At 39.8% G+C, this 8,117-nt stretch carries 5 protein-coding genes and 1 rRNA gene; 4 read left to right on the top strand and 2 right to left on the bottom strand.

The annotated features are described in order from the left end of the window. The first annotated feature begins 105 nt into the window (after window positions 1-105). Window positions 106-220: ribosomal RNA gene (gene rrf / locus ACJJVX_RS15655) — 5S ribosomal RNA — on the top strand. 319 nt (window positions 221-539) lie between these two features. Here rrf and ACJJVX_RS15650 read toward each other — a convergent pair. After that, entirely contained in the window at window positions 540-3,758 is a 3,219-nt protein-coding gene (locus tag ACJJVX_RS15650; RefSeq protein WP_405632307.1) for a TonB-dependent receptor, read from the bottom strand. 358 nt (window positions 3,759-4,116) lie between these two features. Further along, window positions 4,117-4,734, bottom strand: a complete 618-nt coding sequence (locus ACJJVX_RS15645) for a LysE family translocator (RefSeq protein WP_405632305.1) — start codon at window positions 4,732-4,734, stop codon at window positions 4,117-4,119. 207 nt (window positions 4,735-4,941) lie between these two features. Between ACJJVX_RS15645 and ACJJVX_RS15640 the strand changes: the two genes are divergently transcribed. The 3 genes from ACJJVX_RS15640 to pheS all read left to right on the top strand — a co-directional run bounded on the left by ACJJVX_RS15640 (window position 4,942) and on the right by pheS (window position 8,103). Then, window positions 4,942-5,994 (top strand): DUF2066 domain-containing protein, encoded by a 1,053-nt coding sequence (locus ACJJVX_RS15640; RefSeq protein WP_405632302.1) that lies wholly within the window; start codon window positions 4,942-4,944, stop codon window positions 5,992-5,994. Then, window positions 5,994-6,704, top strand: coding sequence for a DnaA inactivator Hda (gene hda / locus ACJJVX_RS15635; RefSeq protein ID WP_170174547.1), 711 nt, complete (start codon window positions 5,994-5,996; stop codon window positions 6,702-6,704). Before ACJJVX_RS15640 ends, hda begins: the two co-directional genes overlap by 1 nt. Before the next feature lie 418 nt (window positions 6,705-7,122). Next, window positions 7,123-8,103, top strand: a complete 981-nt coding sequence (pheS, locus tag ACJJVX_RS15630) for a phenylalanine--tRNA ligase subunit alpha (protein WP_054206789.1) — start codon at window positions 7,123-7,125, stop codon at window positions 8,101-8,103. Window positions 8,104-8,117 lie beyond the last annotated feature (14 nt).

Raw genomic sequence — 8,117 nt, 5'->3', positions numbered from 1 at the left:
GATTTTACACAGCTGTAAGCGATAAGCTTAAAGTTGTAAGAAGACAATTATCAGCATTTTCAAATTTTAGTTAGTGCGTAGAGATACGAACTGACACCCAATTTGCTTGGTGACAATAGCGTTTTGGACCCACCTGATCCCATGCCGAACTCAGTAGTGAAACGAAACAGCGCCGATGATAGTGTAGCATTTGTTATGTGAAAGTAGGTCATCGCCAGGCTCCAAATAAAGAAAGCCCGACTCACTGAGTCGGGCTTTTTTACGTTTGCAGGAAAGTGAAAAAGCGAGCAAGGTGCAAGGTGGCCAGTGTCGCTCAGGCGTTCACCTGAAAGCAACACACCCCCATATATCGGTTGTCGCGATAAATCACGACCTACATCGTACTGAGTGAACTCAAATAGTGTGTGTAATACCAATCTGCATAAATATTTGAACAATTTAACGAATTAAATCACGCTATAACCCAGTTAGCTCTTTATTTAACTCGCTAGGGTGGTTAAATATTTAAGTCGATTGGTATTACATCCAAGGTGTTTATTTTAGAATGTTGCTCGTACGCTAAGCGCAAAGCGTCGATCAGTCGTGAAGTTTAATGCTTGCGTTCTTGTTCCGGCTTGATCCATCTGGTATTGAGTTTTGGTTTCAGTTTCAAGCAAGTTACTTGCTTCAATACCAACTTTCCAGTGATCATTAATCGTGTAGTAGAAGCTGGCATCCATCATGCCAGATGCCTCAGCATAAGCTGGAACATATTCTTCTGACTCACGTAAAGTAAGTAAATACTCAGAGCGCCAAGTATAAGCAAGGCGGAATGAAATATTTTCGTACTCATACATACCAATAATATTCATGTTTTGATCTGAGTAACCCTGTAATGGTAAACCACTAAATACACGAAAGGTGTTTCTAGTATCTGCAATTGGATTACCGTTTTCATCAAAACCTAAAGTACCTTCTGAAATATTATTAGGATCTTCTAAACCATTTTGATCGATATAAGTGTAGTTAAATTGTAAGCCTAAACCACTGAATGCGCCTGGTAACATGTCATAGAATTGAGAGTATGAAAACTCAGCTCCACGGATTGTGCCTGATCCTGTATTGTCTGGCCCATACGCAGATACATCGTACTCCTCACCATTAAAATTAACATCAAGATCAAATGATTTATTACGAATAATATTATCTAATTTCTTATAAAATAAGCCCACAGTGATATAACCAGCAGGTGCGAAGTACCATTCTGTGGTTAGATCAGTATTAATAGATGTTTCAGGCTCTAAGTTTGGATTGCCTGATAGTGCGGTGAGTTCTATATTATCAAGTCCAACAATGGGGTTGTTTATTTCATCAGAGTCCGCGCCAGGGGTTTGTAAACGACGAGTATAGTCTAGATTGAGAATGCTAATATTACGGGCATCAACTAAGCTTGGGTAAAATAGCGCTTTTGAAGCGCCGAAACGAACAACGACATCTTCAGAGACACCAAAGCTTATATTCAGGCTAGGTAAAATAGTGCTGTAATCAGTACCTTCAACGGTACTTAACTGAGACTCACCTGTAGCAATATCATAGTAACGTTTATATTCAGGCTGTTGCATAACAGCATTAAGAGATGTTCCTGGATCGCCGCGTTTGATAGTTGCAGGCTGTACAAATGCTCCTGTGGATTCCAATTGATAATTGACGTAGCGTAAACCAATGTTACCTACAATTGGTATATCTTGTGCAATAAAATCAAAATCACCGCGCACGTAAAGTTCGTTACGCTTTTCATTTGTTGAACTAATGTTATGTGCTGCATATGGGCCTTCGACCCGATTTGGCTTGTCTGTATAAGGAACGTAAGTACCACTACAAACGCCATTATTAGCGGCGCTATTTGTTGCGTTGTGCCACCCATCTTTACAACCTTGACGTAATGAGTTTGCGTAGTTTTTGACTAACTCCATGCGTGGAAATAAGAAGTTATTTACATCGCCTTGTAACACTTGACCATTGTAGTAATCAGAAAAATCAACACGTTCAAATAGTTCTGGTCTATTTATAGCTGATGCAGCATTTCTATCATCTTGGATCCAAGGAGTACCAATGGCAGACCAACCCTCGTAGGCGGTGTCTCGTACTGTTAGGTCTTTGTCTGAAAGATATAAACCTGCTTTAATATTGGTAAATACGCCATCAAGCTCATAATTCAGATCTAATTTAAAACTATCAGCTTTTGCAGTATTGTGTTCTTTTTGCTCCATACCACTGCCTAAGAATAAATTAGGTACGGGTCCATTCCAATCTTCGTTAGGTGACCAGCCAGCGGTCATAATATTATCGCTTAAAAACTCTACTGTTGGTCGAGAGCCTCTCATATCGAGAAAGTATGGGGATACTACATGAACATGGTTGCCGCGTGTCTGACCAGACATACTATAATTATTTAAAAATTTTTCTGAACTTATATGCTGATAGTCAAATTCAACGGTTAAACGGTCAATGGGCTTTATCGTTAGATTGAATGAGGTATCCTTCACTGTGTTTTCGTTTTGATTCCAACGACTGCGATAGAAAAAGGGAGTCTCAGGGCTGACACCCAGTGCGATACCTGAGGTTACGAATCCATTATCAGTTATTAAAGGATGGCCACTAGCTGTATCGTCCATCCAGTTTTGTGATGATCCCATAAAGCTTTTAAAGCCTTGTGCTGCTTGACCTATTTGACGTTCATTCCACTCAAGTGATGCTTTTGAATTGATGTGTTCTAGTGTAACCACAACAGTGTCATCACTACTTGCCCATTGCAGGGATGATGTGAAACCTGTTCGTTTACGGTCGTTGGTCGCTGTACTCATATGTATTGCTGCTGGCACATGCCAGACACTGCCTTCTGGTTGGCCTGGTAAGGCCGGACCATCTACAGGTGAGCTAGGATCAACGCCTGTAATTCCACCCCACTGATCGGTTGTTGGTAAAAATGAATCGCCACGAGAATGGAAGTTTCCTATACCTACACCATCACCTCGGGTTTTATATTCAGATTTTGATCCTGCAATTAAAAAACCAAATTTACCCATATCTGTTTCCCAGTTATCAGAAAACAATGCGGAGAATGAAGGAGTCGTTTCATCACGGAAGTCGCTGTAGTTTGCTTTTGCATTAAAAGAGATTAATTGTTCTGTAGAATCAAATGGTTTACGAGTAATGAGGTTTACAGTACCTGCAACACCACCGGATATAAGATCAGCCGTTTGATTTTTAACTACTTCTATCGCACCTAGTAGTTCCGCAGGAAAGTCTTCATAACTTAAACCACCAGAAGGGTTTGCACTAAATGCATCACGGCCGTTAACTTCTGAACGAACGCGATCCAGCCCGCGTATAAGTACACCAGTCCCTTCATCTGCATAGTGTTTAGGATCATCTGAAGAAGCGAACCTTTCGATTGTTACACCCGGCACACGTTGCAGAGCTTCGGTAACTGATTTATCGGGGAGGGCACCAATATCTGATGCTGTGATGACATCTTTTACTGTATCAGCATAGCGTTTTAAATTTTGAGCGCTAAATATGCTTCCTCGGATCCCAGATACTTCAATTACTTCGATAGAGTCCTGCTTTTTCCCTGTGATGACATCGCTGTCATTTTGTGGCGCTGTTTGACCCAAAACTAATAGTGGGCACAACCCGAGGATCGCACATGAAACCGCTAGGCTAAGTGAAGTACGTTTTGTATGTTTATTATTACTGTTGATGACTATTTTAGACATGGTTTTATCTCTTTTTTGCTTTTTATAACCAGTGTAGCCTTGTTCAGACAAAGGACTTACAAAGCTATTTTATTATCGACATTACGGCCCAATATGCCAAATTCATTCGCTACTTCTAATAACCTATTATTTTTAATAAAGCATAAAAAGTAACAGTTATTTAAAGTGTAACTGTTACTTTTTAACATAAAGTGCGAAAAAGTAAACATTTTTGGATTAAATTCTTTTTTATAGTGATTAAGTATTGGGTTTATCAATAACGGATATAGCAAGAGATCCTGCATTATAATTTTGGGGGGAGTAAGATAATTATAATTTTGCTTTATGCGGCAAACATTCAGCTGGCCAATTTACGTAATTAGCCAAGAGCTAGCCAAATTCCTACGCCAATCATTAAACTACCAGCTATTGCATTCATCCATTTTATATTATCGCCTGTATTTAAAAATAGGCGTAAACTTTTACCGCCACTTGCATAGGCAATCATACAAATAAACTCGCTGACCATAATGACAGCAACGAGAATACATAGTTGAGGTGCTATCGCCTTGTTGATGCTTATAAAAGGAGGAAGCAGAGAAATCATAAAAGCCCAGCCTTTAGGGTTTGCTATGGCAGTTATAAAACCTTGCATGAATAGGGCTTTATGACTTGCTTCGGCACGCTTTTCATCAACTACAGTAAGTTTAGCTTTTGCAAGCCACATGCTAATACCGATATAGATTAGGTAAGCACCACCAATCCACTTCAAAATAGCGAATATATTGGGGTAGTTAAGCATAATGCTCGCGACCCCCAAGACTGCAGCCACGGCGACAAGTGCGACACCTAAAACCTCACCATACATCATCCACATTGTTTTGCGTACGCCAATACTCATTCCGAGTGTCATTGCTAAAGTCATGCACATACCTGGCGTGATAGAGACAAAGAAGAAGGTGGGAATAAAAACAGCGAGAATAGCAAAATCAAACATGTTAACTACTTGTAGAATATATTTACGCAAACAATACCAGTTAGTTGTTAGATTAACCACGCTATTTTAACTACCTATTCTTTGATTAAGACAATAGTAAAGCTTGGTAGTAACGTATTTATAATATTGTATTTTAAAATATATTTTTGCTTTGTTGAGTGCTTTGATTTAGGATCAAAAAAGTTTAAATCAAAGAACCAATCACCTGTGTCTAGATTACTAATTGCCATTGCCTCTATTTTTTTGTGTTTTACAGCGACTGCAGTTGAAGTCACTGATCTATATCAAGATGTGCTAAAAGTCACTGATAAATCTCGCGATGCGAGGTTAAGCGCCAGTCGTAAAGCGTTACTTAATGTATTAGTGAAAGTCAGTGGTGACCCTCAAGCGGATCAAAACCCACTCGCGCAGCAACGTAACAAAGACATTTCAGAGTACATGCTTAAATTTGAATACGATGAAAAAGCAGACGGTGAGCTCAATTTAGTTGTTAAGTTTGAAGCAAATAAAATTAATGCACTTGTTAAAGAGCTTGATTTACCGTTATGGGGAACTCGTCGTCCACTGATTGCTATTTGGCTTGCGATAGAAGATAACTGGCGTCGAGAACTTGTTACACAAGAAAGCTATCCGCAGTTAGAAAAATTAATCTATAGCACAGCATCTCGCCGAGGTTTACCCGTTGTAGTACCATTACTTGATTTACAAGATCGTGCATTGGTTGGTATACCTGAAGTATGGGGAAATTTCTCAGAGCCTGTGGAGCAAGCATCAAGTCGATATAGTGCTGAGCGAAGCATCACAGCACGGTTATACAAGCAACTTGACAGCGAAAGTTGGGTTCTAGATTGGCGTTTTACCAATGATGAACTTTTTGAAGAAAATAGACTAACAGGTGATAAGCAACAAACAATCGCTCTAATGATTGATAGCTTAGTTGCAGGCTTAGCTGATGAATATGCAGTGGACCCAAACTTACTTGGACAAGTAACTCAAGCTGCATTCGAATTAAAAGGTGCAAATAGCTTTGTTGATATTGAGCTTGCTAAACGTAGATTACAAAGTTTAAGTGTTGTTACGCAAGTGACAATTAGCGCTCGAACACCTGATGCTGTTCACTTTACGATCAGCCATACAGGCAATATGAGCGATTTACAAAAAGCGCTGAAACTTGATCGCGCTTTTGAAGCATTTGTCGACCCTCGTACATTTTATTCTGTTGTTAAAGATAATTTAGAATATCAATGGATTGGCTTATAATGCAGGCAATGGAGCCAGTGCAAATGGCCTTGCCGGTTACATTGCCGGATGATGAAACGTTTGCATCATATTTTGGTGGTGAAAACTCCCTTGAAGTGAGCCATTTAAAAAATGCGTTTAAGAGTTTAGCAACTACCTTCCAATATACATATTTATGTGGTTTAGGAGATTCGGGTAAATCACATTTGTTGTATGCAACGTGTATTCATGCACAAGAACATGGCTTATCAACCATGTTACTATCGATGCGAGAAGTAATTGATTTTGGGCCTATGGTACTCGATGGCTTAGATGCACTTGATGTACTATGTATTGATGATGTACATCTAGTAGCAGGAAACGATGCGTGGGAAAAAGCGCTATTTAATTTTTTCAATCGTTTTAATGAGCCAGGTAAATGTTTGGTCGTTACTGCGGACTTGTTACCTGATATGCTCAATATCAGCTTACCTGATCTTGAGTCGCGGCTAAAATGGGGCACGACTTTTCAAATTCGCTCCATGAGTGATGATGATAAAGCAGAAGCCTTAGTTAAACGCGCGAATATGCGGGGGTTAGAATTGAGCGATGAATGTGCGCGATTTTTATTAACACGCTTAAGTCGTGATATGCGCGCACTACTTGATGTACTTGATAAACTCGATCATGCATCGATGGCCGCACAACGAAAATTGACCATACCTTTCATTAAATCCACGCTACATCTCTAAATTCTCCTGCAAAACAGCCTAAGTTCCCATTTTGCTTATGCAGAATGGGAAAGAATTCAATAAGATTGGTTTAAGGTCTAGAATCTAGTCCTTGCTTTCAGTTATCATTAGCTATTACCAGAGCGTGTTTACCTTTCAGGATTGAAATTTGTTCAACCTAGAGGCGTTTTAATTGCGATGCGAGGACTGCAACATAGTAATTCTATGTAAAGTTTGAGTAACAGTAAAAAAACGCCTTTAGGCAGAACCCGACGGGCAGCGTATGTTTGGTTTTTTTGCAATGTTATTGCACTATTTTGTAGGAAACTACACGACATGTGCTCTGCCTTAACTAAAAATCAACGACTCAGCTGAAAAATTAATCTCGAAAAGTCAGCACGCTCTAAAGCAATCACCTCTGTGAAAGATCAGGTATCGAATGAACTTAGAAAATATATTAGCGCAAGCACTTGAGGCGGTCGCCAGTGCCAATGAAATAGCGCAGCTTGAAGACATCAGGGTTAATTACCTTGGTAAAAAAGGCGAAATCACGAACTTATTAAAAACCCTTGGTAAAATTGCTCCTGAAGAACGTAAAGAAGCGGGCCAAGTAATTAATCAAGCCAAACAAGACGTACAAGTTGCGATTAACGAAAAGCGCGAGTTACTTGCAAGTAAAGCACTTGAAGAAAAACTAGCCGCTGAAACAATTGACGTAACTTTACCGGGGCGTGTAATGCCAACAGGTGGATTACACCCAGTAACTCGTACAATTGAACGCATTGAGAGCTTTTTTGGTGAGCTTGGTTTTGAAGTTAAATCAGGCCCTGAAGTTGAAGATGATTTTCATAACTTTGACGCGCTAAATATTCCAGAGCATCACCCAGCGCGTGCGGATCACGATACCTTTTACTTTAATCCAAAATTAGTTTTACGTACGCAAACCAGTGGTGTGCAAATCCGCACTATGGAAACAGAGCAACCGCCGCTTCGTATTATTTCACCAGGGCGTGTATATCGTAATGATTACGATCAAACCCACACGCCTATGTTCCATCAGGTTGAAGGCCTAATGGTTGATACAGATGTAAGCTTCACAGAGCTTAAAGGCATTTTGCACGATTTCTTACGTAACTTCTTTGAAGAAGACATGGAAATTCGTTTTCGACCTTCATTTTTCCCATTCACAGAACCTTCAGCTGAAGTAGACGTAATGGGCAAAGACGGTAAATGGTTAGAAGTACTAGGTTGCGGAATGGTTCACCCTAATGTACTTAAATCTGTGGGCATTGACCCAGAAAAATACACAGGTTTTGCCTTCGGTATGGGCGTTGAACGCTTAACCATGCTGCGCTATGGTGTAAACGATTTACGTGCGTTTTTCGAAAACGATTTAAAATTCCTTAATCAGTTCCGTTAAGAGTGAAAATATAA

The sequence above is a fragment of the Pseudoalteromonas sp. Ld20 genome (assembly GCF_045064175.1).
GTDB lineage: Bacteria > Pseudomonadota > Gammaproteobacteria > Enterobacterales > Alteromonadaceae > Pseudoalteromonas > Pseudoalteromonas neustonica.
Note: the sequence above shows the minus strand (reverse complement) of the source record. Positions and strands in the feature narration are given on the sequence as shown.